Source organism: Cellvibrio sp. UBA7661 (assembly GCA_002483365.1).
In the GTDB taxonomy this organism is placed as follows: Bacteria; Pseudomonadota; Gammaproteobacteria; order Pseudomonadales; family Cellvibrionaceae; genus Cellvibrio.
Genome location: DLHT01000011.1, coordinates 43,923 through 59,690, shown reverse-complemented (window position 1 = coordinate 59,690; position 15,768 = coordinate 43,923). Strand labels below are relative to the sequence as shown.

The window sequence follows — 15,768 nt, the reverse complement described above, 5'->3', positions numbered from 1 at the left end:
CGCATGGAGTGCAACGCAATACGGGACTGGATCTACTTTAAACTTTTATTCCCGCATTTCTCGCTTCGCTAAATGTCGGGCTACGATTAAATCTGAATTTAAAATTGTTTTAAAAAACGCAAGTCGTTTTCAAAAAACAAGCGCAAATCGTTAACACCATAACGCAACATTGCAAGACGCTCTACGCCCATACCAAATGCGAAACCAGTGTAAGTTTCCGGATCAACGCCGCTTGATTTAAAGACTTCAGGATGCACCATGCCACAACCACCCACTTCAAGCCAGCCGGTGTTTTTACACATGCGGCAGCCTTTACCTCGACACTGGGTACATTGAATGTCCATCTCAGCAGAAGGTTCTGTGAATGGAAAATAAGATGGGCGAAAACGCACAGGAACATCAGCCTCGAAAAATGCTTTGAGAAACTGATCCATAGTGCCTTTTAAATCGGCAAAGCTAATATTTTTATCAACTACCAAACCTTCAACCTGATGAAACATCGGTGAATGAGTTACGTCAGAATCACAGCGATACACACGACCGGGACAAATCACTCGGATCGGTGGCTGTTTATTTTCCATGGTACGTACTTGCACTGGCGATGTATGAGTCCGCAGCACATGGGTATCGTCCACGTAAAAGGTATCGTGCATCGCACGTGCAGGATGATGTGAAGGAATATTGAGCGCTTCAAAATTATGATAGTCGTCCTCAATCTCCGGGCCAACTTCAACGCTGTAACCAACAGCGGCAAAAATTTCTTCAATTCGTTGCAAAGTACGCGTAACGGGATGCAAACCGCCTGAGTGCTGACCACGCCCCGGTAAAGTGACATCAATCACTTCATTTGCAAGTTTTGCGTCAATCGCCGCTTGCTCGAGCGATTGTTTGCGTAGATTCAGTGCATCTTGCACAGCATCTTTTGCTTTATTAATTTCTGCACCCGCTGCCGGTCTTTCTTCGGGTGACAATTTACCCAGCGTTTTCATCAAGGCGGTAATGCTGCCATTTTTACCAAGATAATCCACCCGCACGGAATCAAGTACCGCGAGATCTTGAGCATCGTTAACCAATTTGAGCGCTTCTTGTGTAAGCGCAGCGAGATTTTCCATCTGCTTTTCCAATTAAATTTGGTATGAATTAAAAAAATTGATGTGTAAATATAAAATTGTGCCCATGAAAAAAGGGGAAGAACAAAGCTCTTCCCCTTTCATCGCGTTCACAAAAAACCCTTTCGGGTTTCCGGTTGTTGGACGATTAAGCAGCCAGAGCTGATTTAGCCTTCGCAACAACAGCAGCAAATGCTGCCTTGTCATATACAGCCAGATCGGCCAGTACACGACGATCGAGAACGATGCTCGCTTTTTTCAAGCCAGCAATCAATTGGCTGTAAGTCAAACCTTCAGCACGAGATTGGGCATTGATACGAGTGATCCACAGAGCGCGGAAATTACGCTTTTTAACGCGACGGTCACGATAAGCATATTGACCGGCTTTGATAACCGCTTGTTTAGCAACACGGAATACACGTGAACGTGCACCGTAGTAACCTTTAGCAGCTTTTAAAACTTTCTTGTGACGACGACGCGCCTCTACACCACGCTTAACACGGGCCATAATTCAATCCTCTACAAAATTCTCAAAAAGCGCTATTAGTTAGCACGGAACAAACGTTTAATGCGAGGTACATCGGCTGCATCAACGATGCTAGTGCCGCGCAATTGACGCTTACGCTTGGTGGTCATTTTGGTCAGGATGTGGCTTTTGTTAGCGTGCTTGAACTTGAAGCCCGCGCCAGTCTTTTTGAAGCGCTTTGAAGCGCCACTGTGTACTTTAGCTTTGGTTGCCATGTGATAAAACTCCACACATTTAGGTAAATAATATAAATAATCAAGGCAGCTAAAAGCCCGACTATTTTCTCTTTTTGGGAGCGAGTACCATGGTGAGCTGCTTACCTTCCATTTTGGCAGCTTGCTCTACGGTGCCCATCTCAGCAAGGTCGGTCTCGATGCGTTGCATCATTTCCATCCCCAACTCTTGATGGGCAAGCTCGCGGCCACGAAACTTTAACGTTATCTTGGCCTTGTCCCCATGCTCAAGGAAGCGGATTACGGCTTTCAATTTCACCTGATAATCTGCTTCCTCCGTCCCTGGGCGAAATTTCATTTCTTTGATTTGCTGCTGCTTTTGCTTCTTCTTGGCAGCCGCTTTGGTCTTTTTGATCTCAAACAGATGCTTGCCGTAATCCATAATCTTACAGACTATTGGATCGCTATCAGCAACGATCTCCACCAAATCCAGCGTTGCTGCCTGCGCTTGGGCAAGTGCATCACTCAGGTTAACAATACCGACCTGTTCACCTTCTGCATTGATCAAGCGAACTTGTTTGGCTTCGATCTGATCGTTGATCCGCGCTTTTTTAGAATTACCTTTGGCCGCGGGAGCGTTATCTCGTTTGATAGTTGTATCTCCAAATAATTAATAGGAACGAATCTTTCTCACTTTTCTCTACATCTGAGTAAAAATACTCACTTTTCAGCAGAAATATTTCTGCCTCGACGCGCTATATCGGCGGTCAAGTGCTCGATGAAAGCTTCCAGAGTCATTACACCCAAATCTTGTCCATCCCTTGTGCGAACTGCAAGTGATTGATTTTCAACCTCTTTGTCGCCAACGACGAGCAGGTAGGGTACCCGCTGAATTGTGTGCTCGCGGATTTTAAAGCCGATCTTCTCGTTTCTCAAGTCCGGAATGACGCGAATGCCCTTATCGCGCAAGGTTTTTTCGACTAATTTGACGTAATCGGCCTGACTATCCGTAATATTCATGATCGCCACTTGCGCAGGCGCAAGCCATACCGGGAAGGAACCCTCATAGTGTTCAATCAGGATTCCCAGGAAGCGCTCGAAGGAACCAAGGATCGCGCGATGCAGCATAACCGGGCGCTTACGTACGTTGTCTTCAGCAACATATTCAGCATCCAGGCGCTCAGGCAATACGTAATCAAGCTGGATAGTGCCGCACTGCCAGGAACGACCTAAAGCGTCTTTGATTTGATATTCAATTTTCGGACCATAGAAAGCACCTTCACCCGGCAACTCTTCCCATTCCAGTCCCGCTGCACGCAACGCAGCACGCAATCCCTCTTCCGCTTTATTCCAGGTTTCCAAGGTTCCAGCATATTTTTCGGGGCGCAGGGAGAGCTTTACGGCGATATCGGTAAAACCAAAATCGTCATATACCGATTTCAACATCTGATTAAAGGAAGAAACCTCTTCAACCACCATATCGTCAGTACAGAAAATGTGAGCGTCGTCCTGCACAAAACCGCGCACGCGCATAATGCCGTGCAGCGCACCAGATGCCTCATTGCGATGGCAAGAACCAAACTCTGCCAAACGCAGTGGCAAATCTTTGTGCGAGCGCAAACCATGATTAAAAATCTGGATATGGCCGGGGCAGTTCATCGGCTTGACCGCAAAATCGCGTTTTTCCGACTCAGTGGTAAACATGTTGTCGCGATAGTTTTCCCAGTGGCCCGATTTCTCCCACAAGGTGCGATCCATAATTAATGGGGTTTTTACCTCTTGGTAACCCCACTCATTTTGTTTGGTACGCATGTACTGCTCGATTTGCTGCCATAAAGTCCAGCCTTTCGGGTGCCAGAACACCATGCCCGGTGCTTCATCTTGCAGATGGAATAGATCAAATTTCTTCGCCAGTTTGCGATGGTCGCGCTTGGCCGCTTCTTCGAGCAAATTCAAATAGGCTTTTAGTTGCTTGGCATCGGCAAATGCAGTGCCGTAGATGCGCTGTAACATTTTATTATTGGAGTCACCGCGCCAGTAGGCACCGGAGGTACGCATCAATTTAAAGTTCAGGCAGAAACGCATATTGGGCACGTGTGGGCCACGGCACATATCCACATATTCTTCGTGGTGATAAAGACCCGGCGTTGCGTCTTTCGGCACGTCGCGATCCAGGATCTCCAGCTTGTACGTCTCTCCGCGCGCGGTGAAAACGTCATAGGCTTCTTGCCAGCTGACTTTCTTTTTCACGACGTCGTATTCGGTTTTTGCCAATTCCAACATGCGCGCTTCCAAACGGGCAATATCCTCGTCGGTCAGCTTATGCTCAAGGTCGATGTCGTAATAAAAGCCGTTATCGATGGTTGGACCGATAGCCATTTTCACATCGGGGAACAGCTGTTTAATTGCATGACCTAGCAAGTGTGCACAGGAGTGGCGGATGATTTCCAAACCATCTTCGTCTTTCGGGGTGAAAATAACCAGGCTCGCATCTTCAGCGATCAAGTCATGCGCATCGACACGTTGGCCTGTGGTATCACCACTTAAATAGACGCGACCACCTAAAGTAGCCTTGGCCAAACCAGCGCCGATAGAAGCAGCAACTTCATAGACACTAACGGGGTTTTCGAAAGGACGTTTGGAACCGTCGGGAAGCGTAATTACAGGCATGATAAACCTCAGTCAGTGGTGACCCCTACCAAAGGTCACGTGATAAAAAGCGGGAGTCGCAAACAAAAAAAGCCCGCACTTACGAGTGTGCGGGGCTTGTAACGGCTGGCGAGTATAGGGGACTTGGGGAAGCCGAGGCAACCTTGCGCGCGCGATCACCCAAAGCAATTAATAAATATCACGACAGTAACGCCGGCTATCGATCAATTGTTGCAATCCGGTTTCACCTAATATGTCGAGCAATACTTGCTGCACACCTGCACCCATCGCCATGCTCCCGCAGACATAAATAACAGCACCGCGATCCAACCATTCGCTCAATTGTTGTTGCTTGGTGCGCAGCACATCCTGGACATAACCTTCACCATCACGCGAATAAACCTCGTCAAATTCGGTGAGGAAACCTGATGCCTTCCAGACATCCAACTCATTCGCAAAAAGGCGGTCGTTGTTGCGTTGGCGCTCACCAAAGATAAGCCAATTGTGCTGCTGGTCTTTTAAGTAGCGCTCATGCAGATGTGCACGCAATCCAGCGATACCCGTGCCCGCACCGATACAAATCATAGGGATATCACTCACAGGGCTATCGGATTGTGGGGCATGGAACGATGGATTCACACGGATGCGCGCCAGAATCTCACTGCCCTCTTCTGCCTGCGCTGTTAACCAGCCGGAACCCAAACCCAATTCACCCTTCTCGTTAAACGCCTGACGCACAACCAAATCAACAACACCATCCGTTGGAAGCGATGCAATGGAATACTCGCGGTGCGGCAATTCACAATTGTTGTACGGTTTGATTTCCAAAATATCGCCCGCTTGCCAGTGAGTATTACCCGGGTTGGATGGCTGTAAACTCACGCGATAAACGCTCGCGCCCACACTGCCTGCATTTAATAATTCGCGCGACTGCAATCGCCAGCATTCATATTCAGGCGCTGCCCAAGCAGTAACGTTTTTCGCTCCGCTCAACTCAGCAACCTGTTGTTGCCATTGGTGGATGCTCTGTTCATTACCGTTATCAACATCAATACGCGCAAAAATCGGGCTTGCACCATTTGATAACAACCAGGATTCGATTTGTGCAGCGAACGCGCAATAATCCCTGTAGCGTTTGTCTCCCAGCCCCAAAATTGCGAATTGTAATTGCGATAACGCCAATGACGATCGTGACGATGATTTCAAAAATTTTCGCACAAAGGCACGCGCAGCATCCGGCGCTTCGCCCTCACCAAAAGTGGAAACCAGAAACAATATTTTCTTCGCTGATTCAAGCGTGGCTTTATCCAGCGCAGCAATATTTTTTACACTGGCTTTGATACCACCCGATTGCAAAATCGTTGCCGTATTCCATGCAAGCTGTTCCGCAGTGCCAGTTTGGCTTGCATACACAATCCAGTAGTCAGCATCTGTATGCACAACACCAACACCTGCAGCGGCATTTTTACTGTTTCGCTTTTTTTTGCGACGATCTAAATACAACAAGAATCCGGTGATGGTGAACAGTGGCATCAACAACGATGCAATCATATTAATGATTATTCCGGTAGTACCAAACCATTCTCCTGTATGCAGCTCATAGATACCCTGCATGATACGCTTGCCGAGCGGTTCAAGAGGTGTATAGGGTTGATCGCTCACCAACTCGCCTGTTAGCGCGTTGAAACTCATTACACTGCGCTGCCGGTCATTAGTTGCATCGGGCGTGACATAGTTAATGGTGACTGGCTCTTTTTCCGAACGGGGGAAACTGATACTCGCAAATTTAAAATTACTGCTGGTTCTACTTGTAAAATTTTTCCACACAGTATCAACAGCAACCGAAGTTGAATGCTCTTGATGCAAATCACCCATGCCACCGCGCCCTTCTCGCCCCGCCATACCGCCACCGGGCCCACCAAAGCCACGGCGTTCTTGCACGGGCTCACCGGTTAATAAAACCGATGCACCATTTTTAAACCAACTGTACGACCATGTCAGACCCGTCAATGCCAACAACAAATAAACGGCTAACACCCAGGTGCCAATTACAGAGTGCAATGCCCAATAAAAATTGCGCCCTTTTAAACTAAAATCGATGCGAAACCAATTGCGCCAATTCAACGCGCGGCGCGGCCAGCGTAAATACAATCCAGACAACGCAAAAAAAACCAATGCGAGTGCACTGAAGCCGGTAATTTGGCGACCAATATTAATTCCATCGGGTTCAGATGGAATTAATAACCAGCGATGCAGCGAGCGCACAGTGCGAAAAAATTGTTCGCCGCGGATTTTCCCCAGCAGCTCGCCGGTGTAAGGATTGATGTACACCACATCGCCACGGCGCTCGCCCGGTGGCGGTGCAATACGAACCAATGCACTGCGCCCTGCTTCTGGCCACAGTGTGATTTGTTCGACGCGGGCATTTGCGCGCTGCGCGCGAAAACGTTCGGCAATGGCATCGGGTGTCAGCCGTTCACCTACCACCTGTACTGAAACAATATCCGGGCTAATAGCATCCATTATTGGCCGCTCAAAACTCATCAATGCGCCTGTCAAACCAACAACTGCCAATACCACACCGGCAGTAATACCTAAAAACCAGTGAATCTGGAATAACACGTTTCGCACTTTATATCCCCAAGCCTGTTAAAAAATAAGTGAATATTGAATAGGTGTTTACATCCAACACGGCCGTTTTATTGTTATAAAAAATTTATTGGTTACTTTGCTGCGCAAATTGCCAGCCGCCGCCCAGGGATTTATATAAATCCACTGCAGCATTCAAACGCGAGAGGCGCTGTTGCACCAACGTATCCTGCGCTTGAAAAAAACTGCGTTGGGCATCCAGCAGCGACAGCAAATCTTCACTGCCTGCACGATAGCGCGCCTCCGTCAGACGCAAACTGCGCTCGGCATTAGCAACGATATTTTGTTGGCTTACTTCCTGGCGCTGGCTTACATCGGCTGCAACCAATGCGTTATCCACTTCTTGCAGCGCCATTAATATCGATTTGTGATACTGCAATAACAACTCGCTGCGGCGCGCCTCGCTCAATTTTTTTTGATTGATTAAACGCCCACCATTAAACAGCGATTGCGCAAGTGATAATGTCCAACCGGAGGTCTGGGTAACCGGGTTCATACTCAATAATTCGCTCGCTGATTTTCCTGCGTTAGCACCCAGACTAATACCCGGCAATAGCGCTGCGCGCGCAGCCTGAATGTTCGCGCTGGCTGCACGTAAATCAGCCTCACTCGCTGCCAGATCTGGCCTACGCGTGATCACATCAGCCGGTACACCCGCCGAAACTTGCGGAACTTGTAGTGCAAGCAATTGCTCAACCACCAGCGAAAATTCCTGTGGTGTTTTGCCCACTAAAATTGCCAATGCTGATTGTGTTTGGCGCGCTTGCAATTGCAGAGGAAAAAGGGATGCTTGTTGATTCAGTAAATTGGTTTTTTGCTGTGCAACATCGGCCGCTGTTGCAACGCCGTTTTGATAACGGGCATCGACAATATTCTGCACACGCTCGGCAATAGCGATATTTTTTTGCGCGGTGGCAATACGCTCTTGCAGCGCCAGCCATTGGAACCAACCATTGGCAATAGCCGCTTTGATGCTTAAGCGCGCAGCATCCTGATTAAATTGGGTAGCGTCGTAACCTGCTCTTGCAGCTGCACGCCCTGCCGCAATACCGCCCCAAAAATCCACCTCATAATTGATACTCGCACCCACGCGTGTTGATTCACTGCGCGTAGTATTGGCACCATCCGGTTTTGAGCGGGACTCTCCGATGGATGCATTGGCGCTTAGTGAAGGAAACAAACTCGCATTCGCGATCTGCATTTGTAACTCAGCCTGTTTGACGCGTTCGGCCGACATTAATAAATCGGGGCTTTGCGTCTGGGCAGCGAGCATCAACTCATTTAATACGGGCGACTGAAATGCTTGCCACCAATTTACATCAACACTTTTTACATCGACATTTTTATCACTACCAGACTGCACAATCCCAACCGAATAATGTTCTGCATAATGGATATCCGGTTGTTGCACGGGCACTGATGAGCAGGCGGTAATCACGAAAACCAATCCCATTGCTGACACACATGTTTGTATTTTCATCATCGCTACTCCGTCGCCAAAGCGGTAACGGGATCAAGCTGAGCCGCTTTGCGCGCTGGCAAATAACCAAACAACAAACCCGTCATAAATGCACAGCTAAATGCCATTAGCACCGGACTAAATGAATAGGCGATGGGCGTACCAATATTCGCAATTAACATCGCGGTACCAAGACCCATAACCACGCCGATAACACCACCAAACGCCGACACTACCAACGCCTCAATTAAAAATTGTTGCATGATGTTTCGCGTGCGTGCGCCCGTCGCCATACGCACACCAATTTCACGAGTTCGTTCGGTCACACTCACCAACATAATATTCATTACCCCTATACCGCCCACCAATAATGAAATCGCAGCGATAGAAGCCAGCAAGAATGTCATGGTGTTTTGTGTTTCAGACACCATATCGATTAACGATGACATGCTTCTGATTTGAAAATCTTCAGTGCCGTGACGCTCCATCAACAAGGCGTGCACGCGGGTTTGCACCTCCTCCATATTTTTTTCATCGTCAACAGAGATAGTGATATTGCGCAAAAAGCGCTGGCCGATGACGCGCAAACTGCCGGTATTAAAAGGCACAAACACTTTATCGTCCTGATCTTGCCCACCCGGATCGGCACCGCGCTCACTCATCACCCCAATCACCTGAAAAAGCACATTGTTGATAATGATAAATTCACCTACTGGATTTTTATCGGCAAATAATTTAGTGGCGACCGTTTTTCCAAGCACGACTACCGTTGCATAATTTTTGTTGTCATCGCTGGTAAAAAATGTGCCTTGTGCGACATCCCATTTGCGAGCCATAGGAAATTGTGCGGCGGTGGCATTGATTTCAGTCGTGTGATCCACATTCCCGTAGCGCAGCGTAAAACTGCCGTTGAGTTCAGGCAGCGCAGCGGCAACATGTGGCAAGCTTGCAATCGCATCGACATCTTCAGGCACTAGCGTGACCGAATCCCAACGCCAACGCTGGTTGGGGCCGCCCGGCCGCACCACCAATAAATTACTGCCCATCGCACTGATGCTATCGACAACGGATTTTTTTGCACCATCACCAATTGCCATCAACGCAATTACCGATGCAACACCAATCACAATGCCGAGCAAGGTTAAAATAGTGCGGAACACATTGCTGCGCAGCGAGCGAAATGCCGTTTTGGTCGCCTCAACTATTTCCGTTTTAAACGGGGATTCACCCTGTAATACGTGTTTTTCCGGTGAACGTTTTTCCGCAATAATGGCACCGGGGTCAGCGATGATATTGCCATCGCGAATTTCAATTAAGCGATGGGTATGCTGCGCGACTTCTACATCATGGGTAATCAGAATAATGGTATGGCCTTGCTCCGATAATTGTTTGAGCAAGCGCATCACTTCTTTGCCGCTGTGACTATCCAGCGCACCAGTTGGCTCATCTGCCAAAATAATGTGACCGCCATTCATCAACGCCCGTGCAATAGAAACGCGCTGCTGTTGCCCGCCCGATAATTGATTAGGGCGATGATGCAATCGCTCCTGCAAGCCTAACGAACTCAACAATTCAATAGAGCGCTCGCGGCGCGCCTCTGATGTCATGCCTGAATAGGTTGCGGGCATTTCTACGTTTTCGCAGGCAGTCGCACCCACCAACAAGTTATAACTTTGAAACACAAAACCAAATGCTTCACGGCGCAATTGCGCAAGGCCATCGGCATCCAAATGCGCTACATTTTTTCCATTAAAAAAATAATCACCCGTTGTGGCACGATCAAGACAACCGAGGATATTCATTAACGTGGATTTGCCCGATCCTGACTGCCCCATGATCGCTACAAATTCACCGGGGTAAATTTCAAGATCAATTCCGTGCAACACTTGTGTGGCAATTTCACCATTGCGGAAGGTTTTGGTAACGCCCGCCAGTTTGATCAGCGGCTGAATAGCATTAACAGCGCTCATTAACGTCTACCCATGCCCATACCGGGGCCGCCCATTCCGGCTACCGGTTTTTGCTGGCCTGGGCGCGAACTTCCGCTTACTACTTTTTCACCTTCAGTCAAGCCTTCTACAATTTGCGCTTGTACGCGATTGGTAACACCTATCAGTACTTTTCGCTCTTCAATATCGCCATCACCATTCATGACTTTTACTACCGCAGAGCGTGTGCGGGCAGCAAACGTGAGCGCAGACATTGGCACTAGCAACACATCTTTTGCTTGGGATTCGATAAAAAATACCTGCGTACTCATTTGCGTCATGAGCAAACGATTTTCATTGGGCACATCAAACAAGGCGTTATACAACACCACATTATTGAGAATTTCCGGTGTGGGTTGGATGCGATTCAATTTGCTGTACCAGCGACGACCTTGACTGCCTAATGTGGTGAAATACACATCCATTCCCGTGCGCAATTTTCCAATATCCGCTTCCGATACTTGCGTTTGCACCGTCATGGTAGACAAATCGGCAATGCGCATGATGGTCGGTGCCATCTGGTTTGTATTAAGCGTTTGTCCTTGACGCGAGGTAATGGACACCACAGTGCCATCAATAGGTGCATAAATTTTTGCGTAATTCAAATTGGCAGATTCCACACGCAGCGTAGATTCCGTTTGTTCGATCTGTGCTTGCAAGGCTTTAAGCTGCGCCTGTGCCGATTTCAAACTGGCCTCGGCAGTTTGCAAAGATTCCCGCGTGGTTGCTTCCTCTTTAAACAGATTTTTTTCCCGTTCGTATTGGATATTTGCCAATGTAAGCTGTGCTTCGCGATCCAACAATTGCGCCTGCTGGGTGCGCAGGGATGCACGCGTTGCATCCACACGTGCGGCATACACGGTTGCATCAATTTCAGCGAGCAGGTCACCTGCTTTCACTTCACTGCCAACATCTACGTGTAATTTTTTTAACTGCCCCGATACCTGCGCACCCACATCGACATAATCTTGCGGTTGCAAGGTACCCATTGCCGTCACCAGATTTTCAATATCACCGCGAGTGACGGTTTCTGTTGTGTAGGTTACGCGATCATCATCCTCGCGAAATACAAACAACCAAGTGAGTACAGCAATGCCCAAAAATATAAAAACACTCATTAAAAGACGCTGTGGTCTTGCTAATGAAAAGAAACGGATTTTTCCTGATTGCATAATATTTTCTCGCCCACGATTTTATGGGCGCAAGTATATCCCAGCGTATTTTTTGGATGAGTTAAGCAATGGTGAATACATAATGTTTTCACAATTCACCGCTCTGCTCTTTTTTAAATACACACCGCCAACACAGTTACTCACCAGACTTTTTATTCTGGCATTTTATTTTTACGGTTATACCTGCGCCCACTGCCGCAATAAATTGTGGTAGTGACCAGTAAGCCCAACAAGCTCTTCGGTATCGCCTACTTTTTGGCGCAGTGATTGAATATTGCAATCCAATTCATACAACAGGTTTCGCTGCCAATCGTCACGCACCATGCTTTGCGTCCAGAAAAAACTGCACGCGCGTTCGCCACGTGTAACGGGTTGAACCTGATGCAAACTGGTAGAGGGATATAAAATCAAATCACCTGCGGGCAATTTCACTTCGTGGCTGCCGTAGGTGTCTTGCACGATTAATTCACCACCGTCGTATTCTTCCGGTTCCGATAAAAATAAGGTGGATGACACATCGGTGCGCAAACTCAAATTGCTACCGGGAATCAAACGGATCGCACCATCGATATGAAAGCCGTAATGCTCGCCCCCGGCGTAAGCATTGAACAGCGGCGGAACAATTCGCAAAGGCAAGGCGGCCGACATAAATACCGGATTGCTGTACAGGCGCTGCAAAATAATTTCACCCAACTCACGCGCAACAATGCCATCGACCGGCAACTGGCGATTTTTTTTCACCTGCGCGCCCTGGTAACCCACTGTTGCGCGACCATCCACCCAGTCGGCCGCCGCCAAGTGCGCGCGAAACTCGGCCACTTCGGTTTTACTCAGTACCTCGGAAATATGAATCAACATTACCGCCACCCAATAAAAACAATTATCTAAAAAATAACTGCAAAAAAATGCGCCCGCACAAAAGTGCAGGCGCGGATTTATCGCATTGTATTAACCAACTTGCTGTTTGCGCATTTGATTAGAAACGAACATCTGCACTCAGCATAAAGGTACGCGGAGTACCCGGGGTGTAGCGATAACCACTCTTGTTAATAGAAGCTACGTATTCTTCGTCTGCCAGATTGTAGGCATTTAAACGTAAGCTTACATTTGCAGAAAGATCGTATGATACAACCGCATCAACCACCGTGTAGGAATCCGTATACGCCGGTGTACCTACAGCACCATCAGTTCCTCTGTGCATACCTGCGGTGTAACGCACACCACCACCAATCATTAATCCAGATTCAAAACGGTAAGTCGTCCAGCTGGTAAATGCTTCTTCCGGGCTGTAAGTCAGGTTAGAAGTCCCATCGGCGGTGATAAGTGGACCGTTGTCTACATCGGTGCTCATATCGGTATAACCAACAGTGACCGCCCAGTTTTCGGTGATGTTACCGACAGCCGACAATTCAATACCCTCAACACTTTTCTCACCGGATTGAGTTGGATTACCTTGATCATCCAGATCCAGCGTATTGATTTCATTGGTCACTTTGGTTTGGAACACTGCTGCATTTACCGACAGTTTTTCCGCGAGAACATCCCACTTGGTACCCAGCTCTGCAGTCTCTGCTTTTTGCGGGTCCATATTCGGGTTAGCAGCACTATTGGCTGCCGTGCTTAACTGGAAGTTGGAACCACCCGGTGGTTGTTGTGAAATGGCAAAGTTCGCGTAAATGCTTGCGGCCTCGACGGGCTTGAACACGGCACCCAGCTTGCCGTTAACCAGCGTGTCTTTCGCTGAGGTGTCTACTGTCGAGACAATCGTTCCCACCGGAGCACCATTACAAGGAACAGCGCCGCGGCCAGTACCATCGTTACAAATTGAGTTGCTGGAATAATCTGTCTCGTAGCGATCTGCACGCAGGCCACCCGTCACCAGGAATTTCTCGCTAAATTTCAAGGTGTCAAAAATATAGTAAGACACGGTATCAGTTTGGCCATCGGCATTAGCGCCGTTGCGCTCTGACGTTAAAGTGTCTGAATCATTCCAGTCAGGGTTATACAGATTCGCCGCCGCGCGGCTGCCACTGCTGGTAATACCGTAGCTGGTCTGCTCTTCACGAGTAAATTCCACACCAGTACTCAAATTGTGTTCGATGCCGCCGGTGACAAAATCAACGCGCAAGTTGAGTTGGTCGGTCACAATTTCATTTTCAATATCTTTGAATGTGTTGGTGCCGCGCGCCAAGGTATAGGAAGACAAATCGTCAGCATTGGTCCATTTGATATTTCCCGTTGGCGCGCCACTTCCATTCACACCACCTGTGCTCATAAATGCACTGAGTAAATAATCTTGCTCGGTTTTGCCCCAGCGCAAGCTGTTGGTCAGAGTCACGTTATCGGCAAAATCATGTTCTATACGATAGGTCGCCATTTTTGCAGTCACATCATCGTGATCACCGCGCAGGCCGTAGAAATTTTCCGAATCGACCGGATTGCCAATCAATTGCTCCAAACCGGGTTGCGGTTCCCAATGCGCGATACCAACAGTCGGTACAAAACCATCAGGCACATTGTCTTGCTTCACATACAACAAGTTGATGAATGAGCGAGTATTGCCATCCAAACCAAACGCCAGTGAAGGCGCTATACCAATACGCTTGTTGTTGACGTGATCGCGGCCAGCGACATCACTGTCTTGCCACAGGAGGTTAACGCGCACAGCACTGCCTTCACCGATGGTTTGATTCACATCAGCCGTTACACGATTTTGGTTGTCGGTACCGGTCGTTGCGGTTCCTGAAATCGAATCCTCCAAATACGCTTGTTTGCTCGAAAGATTGATCGCACCGGTAGGCGCGCTGCGGCCGTTATCCGTGCCCGCCGGGCCTTTAACAACTTCTACTTGTTCGATATTGAATAGATCGCGCGAGATAGAACCCAGATCGCGAATGCCGTCCACAAACAAGCTGCTGGACGTATCAAAACCCCGCATATAAATGGCATCGCCAGTTGCAGTGTTGCCGTTTTCGCCCGCATAGAAAGTACCGACACCGGCACTGTTACGCAGCGCTTCAGTCAGGGTAGTTGCGCCTTGCTGGGTGAACACTTGGGTAGTGATAACTTGAATAGTCTGCGGAGTATCACGCAGTGGCTGGGTAAATTTGGGCGAGCTGACTGTTTCCGCTTTGTAATCTGGTAGTGCATCAGCTTCGACTTTAACGGTATTCAGTTTTCTGGTGCTCTGGGGCTCATCTGCCGCCATAACGCCGGTTGACGCCAGCAAAACCGCTGACGATAACGCGGTGGCCGTCAGCGCAAGTGTGCTTGCGCGCTTTTTGGAAACAATGTGTTTGGAAGATTTCAGTATGGTCATAACTAGCCCTTGTAATGATGATGCTGTGGTTCAAAATGCGAAGGGCATACTAAAGAGAATTATTATCATTTGCAATGAGAATAATTCTCATAGCTATATGAAACACTTTTTTATCGCTGTTTTTACGGGCGGATTGATTGGTAAGAAAAGCCGGGGGTATGATGCGCCACCTTTGGATATTCATTCATCACTCAAACAAGGACATACGATGAACACCAGCCTGCCCACCCTCTTCCTTCTCAGCTGCATTTGCCTGTTACAACTTGGCTGTGCCTCGCCCAAAAGCACGCCCCCAACGACACAAGTATCTGAGTGGGAAACACGTCTTTCCGGCAACTCAGGCACGTTGAATATCACGTTCAACTTACCGCAGCAGGCCGCTGCAGAACTGTTGTTGTCTGACCAACCCATACGGATAAAGTATGGGGCTCCCGTTCGTATCGCACTGAATAACGAAAATTGCACGTTCGGGCATTTGGTATCAGTAAACCATCTGCAGGGATCAGATCGTCTGTTTAAGTATTTTTCACAAGAGGCGCGGTGGAATCACAGTAATAAATTGACGATTAACTGGACCACGGATCGAAAAATGACAATCACCCTCAATGGTGAAACCATCCACATTGATACCCCTACAACACTTCGCCACTTAAAGATCGTCAGTTTCTTTGACGCGATGACTATCGAACATTTTGAATACACACCACAACAATAAACAGGGAGC

12 protein-coding genes are annotated in these 15,768 nt (G+C 48.2%); 1 reads left to right on the top strand and 11 read right to left on the bottom strand.

Annotated elements, in window-relative coordinates:
- Positions 1 to 98: 98 nt before the first annotated feature.
- From pheS to B2739_RS09010, 11 genes are all read right to left on the bottom strand, one after another.
- On the bottom strand, positions 99 to 1,112 hold the full coding sequence (gene pheS, locus B2739_RS09060; protein ID WP_331345544.1) for a phenylalanine--tRNA ligase subunit alpha: 1,014 nt from the start codon (positions 1,110 to 1,112) through the stop codon (positions 99 to 101).
- A 145-nt stretch (positions 1,113 to 1,257) separates the two neighbouring features.
- Positions 1,258 to 1,617 carry a 50S ribosomal protein L20 gene (gene rplT / locus B2739_RS09055; RefSeq protein WP_012488123.1) on the bottom strand — a complete coding sequence of 120 codons (360 nt, stop codon included), beginning with the start codon at positions 1,615 to 1,617 and terminating at the stop codon, positions 1,258 to 1,260.
- A 35-nt stretch (positions 1,618 to 1,652) separates the two neighbouring features.
- Positions 1,653 to 1,850: a 50S ribosomal protein L35 gene (gene rpmI / locus B2739_RS09050; protein ID WP_331345543.1), complete on the bottom strand. Its 198-nt coding sequence runs from the start codon at positions 1,848 to 1,850 to the stop codon at positions 1,653 to 1,655.
- 61 nt (positions 1,851 to 1,911) lie between these two features.
- The gene (gene infC, locus B2739_RS09045) at positions 1,912 to 2,460 is read right to left on the bottom strand and encodes a translation initiation factor IF-3 (RefSeq protein ID WP_331345826.1); all 549 of its coding nucleotides are present in this window, start codon (positions 2,458 to 2,460) and stop codon (positions 1,912 to 1,914) included.
- Between the two features lie 68 nt (positions 2,461 to 2,528).
- Entirely contained in the window at positions 2,529 to 4,478 is a 1,950-nt protein-coding gene (gene thrS / locus B2739_RS09040) for a threonine--tRNA ligase (RefSeq protein ID WP_331345542.1), read from the bottom strand.
- A gap of 168 nt (positions 4,479 to 4,646) precedes the next feature.
- Complete coding sequence (locus B2739_RS09035) at positions 4,647 to 7,088, bottom strand: sulfite reductase flavoprotein subunit alpha (protein ID WP_331345541.1); 2,442 nt, start codon at positions 7,086 to 7,088, stop codon at positions 4,647 to 4,649.
- A gap of 85 nt (positions 7,089 to 7,173) precedes the next feature.
- Entirely contained in the window at positions 7,174 to 8,589 is a 1,416-nt protein-coding gene (locus B2739_RS09030) for an efflux transporter outer membrane subunit (protein WP_331345540.1), read from the bottom strand.
- A gap of 2 nt (positions 8,590 to 8,591) precedes the next feature.
- A complete protein-coding gene (locus tag B2739_RS09025; RefSeq protein WP_331345539.1) occupies positions 8,592 to 10,535 on the bottom strand; it encodes a MacB family efflux pump subunit in 1,944 nt (647 codons plus the stop codon).
- Positions 10,535 to 11,671 (bottom strand): efflux RND transporter periplasmic adaptor subunit, encoded by a 1,137-nt coding sequence (locus tag B2739_RS09020; protein WP_331345538.1) that lies wholly within the window; start codon positions 11,669 to 11,671, stop codon positions 10,535 to 10,537. Before B2739_RS09020 ends, B2739_RS09025 begins: the two co-directional genes overlap by 1 nt.
- A gap of 231 nt (positions 11,672 to 11,902) precedes the next feature.
- Positions 11,903 to 12,583, bottom strand: coding sequence for a Fe2+-dependent dioxygenase (locus B2739_RS09015; RefSeq protein WP_331345537.1), 681 nt, complete (start codon positions 12,581 to 12,583; stop codon positions 11,903 to 11,905).
- A 118-nt stretch (positions 12,584 to 12,701) separates the two neighbouring features.
- The gene (locus tag B2739_RS09010; protein ID WP_331345536.1) at positions 12,702 to 15,044 is read right to left on the bottom strand and encodes a catecholate siderophore receptor Fiu; all 2,343 of its coding nucleotides are present in this window, start codon (positions 15,042 to 15,044) and stop codon (positions 12,702 to 12,704) included.
- Here B2739_RS09010 and B2739_RS09005 point away from each other — a divergent pair.
- Positions 15,037 to 15,759: a hypothetical protein gene (locus tag B2739_RS09005; protein WP_331345535.1), complete on the top strand. Its 723-nt coding sequence runs from the start codon at positions 15,037 to 15,039 to the stop codon at positions 15,757 to 15,759. The two genes, B2739_RS09010 and B2739_RS09005, sit on opposite strands and share 8 nt — an antisense overlap.
- Positions 15,760 to 15,768 lie beyond the last annotated feature (9 nt).

What these genes read in the sequence shown, in the direction of transcription:
- rplT (WP_012488123.1), bottom strand. Translation starts at nt 1,617, where the DNA reads ATGGCCCGTGTTAAGCGTGGTGTAGAGGCGCGTCGTCGTCACAAGAAA.
- rpmI (WP_331345543.1), bottom strand. Translation starts at nt 1,850, where the DNA reads ATGGCAACCAAAGCTAAAGTACACAGTGGCGCTTCAAAGCGCTTCAAA.
- B2739_RS09010 (WP_331345536.1), bottom strand. Translation starts at nt 15,044, where the DNA reads ATGACCATACTGAAATCTTCCAAACACATTGTTTCCAAAAAGCGCGCA.
- B2739_RS09030 (WP_331345540.1), bottom strand. Translation starts at nt 8,589, where the DNA reads ATGATGAAAATACAAACATGTGTGTCAGCAATGGGATTGGTTTTCGTG.
- pheS (WP_331345544.1), bottom strand. Translation starts at nt 1,112, where the DNA reads ATGGAAAATCTCGCTGCGCTTACACAAGAAGCGCTCAAATTGGTTAAC.
- B2739_RS09025 (WP_331345539.1), bottom strand. Translation starts at nt 10,535, where the DNA reads ATGAGCGCTGTTAATGCTATTCAGCCGCTGATCAAACTGGCGGGCGTT.
- B2739_RS09005 (WP_331345535.1), top strand. Translation starts at nt 15,037, where the DNA reads ATGGTCATAACTAGCCCTTGTAATGATGATGCTGTGGTTCAAAATGCG.
- B2739_RS09015 (WP_331345537.1), bottom strand. Translation starts at nt 12,583, where the DNA reads ATGTTGATTCATATTTCCGAGGTACTGAGTAAAACCGAAGTGGCCGAG.
- B2739_RS09020 (WP_331345538.1), bottom strand. Translation starts at nt 11,671, where the DNA reads ATGAGTGTTTTTATATTTTTGGGCATTGCTGTACTCACTTGGTTGTTT.
- thrS (WP_331345542.1), bottom strand. Translation starts at nt 4,478, where the DNA reads ATGCCTGTAATTACGCTTCCCGACGGTTCCAAACGTCCTTTCGAAAAC.